2 protein-coding genes are annotated in these 1,417 nt (G+C 35.6%); both read right to left on the reverse strand.

Going from position 1 to position 1,417, the window contains the following annotated elements:
* Window positions 1-92: 92 nt before the first annotated feature.
* Window positions 93-1,091: an HAAS signaling domain-containing protein gene (locus tag V7183_RS23445; RefSeq protein WP_335361009.1), complete on the reverse strand. Its 999-nt coding sequence runs from the start codon at window positions 1,089-1,091 to the stop codon at window positions 93-95.
* The coding region (locus tag V7183_RS23450) for a PadR family transcriptional regulator (protein WP_335361008.1) at window positions 1,078-1,417 on the reverse strand (340 nt) is incomplete at its 5' end. The genes V7183_RS23450 and V7183_RS23445, both read right to left, overlap by 14 nt.

Raw genomic sequence — 1,417 nt, forward strand, 5'->3', positions numbered from 1 at the left:
GATTTTTGGTATTTTAATAGACTTAATGAAATGAATTAACTATTGTTGCTTATTCAAGAAAAGCACCCGTTAATTTAATAAGTAAATACGGATTAACGAATACTAGCTTTGCGGAAGCCATCAAATATACCGATTGCTGCAGATAAAATAAAGATGAAAATTCCACCGCCAACTATCCATCTTTCAAATTGATTAGCTGTTATGGTAAATAAATCAGCCATATACGTAATAAAATCTTGGGTCATCACATTTGGATTTATTACTATAACAATGAATACAATGGTTGTGATAAGCAGGAGTGCAGTATTACAAATTGCTATTCCTATTGTCCATTGTCCCTTTATTAATTTATAAAGGGCTAATGCTATTTCGCAACCAATTACAACAAGAACGATTGGCCAATATCCAAGTAAAACTTCCTGATTAAAAGTTGGGGTCACGAATTTAAGTCCGTCTCTGCCGTGTTCATATACACCTACAAGATGATTCGCATAAAAATAAAGAGTTGACCAAATTGCAGTCCACATTAAACTTCCAAATACTTCGCCTTTTAAAATCGCTTTTTTCTTAGGGACATGAGGGGTATTTTTCAAATCATCAGGAGTCCATTTTTTAAAGCTTGCTGTTAATGGCTGCTCATCTCTTTCTTTATCTGTTCTTTCTAAAATAGCAAACACAAGTGTTAGCCAAAAGAATACGTGGATCCCTACTTCAATGATGCTCCCTATTCCTTTGCCTATAAGATTCAAAACAATATTTATAACCGCTTGTTCTCCACTACATCCAATAAAATATACGGCAATCACCGAGATTAATGAAATGACAGCGGCAATCGGTAAAATCATTTTTAGTAGCGTCACATATACATCAAAATAGCGTGGACCAATTAAGTGCATTGGCCGATCTCGATAACCACTAGCCAATATGACTGGACTCCCTAATTTTTCAAGAACCGCCTTTACATCTTCTTCACTGTAATCATCAGGCAGCATATCCTCTATGGTTGACCGTAACTCAAGTGTAATATCTTCACGATTTTTTTCAGGCAGCCTCCGAGTAACTTCCTGAATATAAATCTCAATTAGATTCATCATCTTCCTCCTCCTTCAATAAGTTATAAAGCTCTTTCGAATTATTTATCCATTCCTTTTTTAACTGCAAAAATATCTCTAACCCATATTCACTTAAAACATAGTACTTACGGGGTCTACTCTCAGATGTATCCCAATTACTTGACACCAACTCCTGTTTCTCTAATCGGCGAAGCAATGGATATAAGGTACTTTGATCTATGGCAATACCTGATCCCTCCAATAACTGAACAAGTGAATATCCATACTGGGGGGTTCGTAATTGACTTAAAACCGCTAATGTCAACGTTCCTCTCCTAAGCTCTGTCGTTAATGAATTCAATAAA

The sequence above is a fragment of the Bacillus sp. JJ1127 genome, assembly GCF_036965845.1.
Taxonomy (GTDB): domain Bacteria; phylum Bacillota; class Bacilli; order Bacillales; family Bacillaceae_G; genus Bacillus_A.

Bases quoted from the DNA above. Each gene is read 5' to 3' on its own strand.
- V7183_RS23445 (WP_335361009.1), bottom strand. From the start codon at position 1,091: ATGAATCTAATTGAGATTTATATTCAGGAAGTTACTCGGAGGCTGCCT.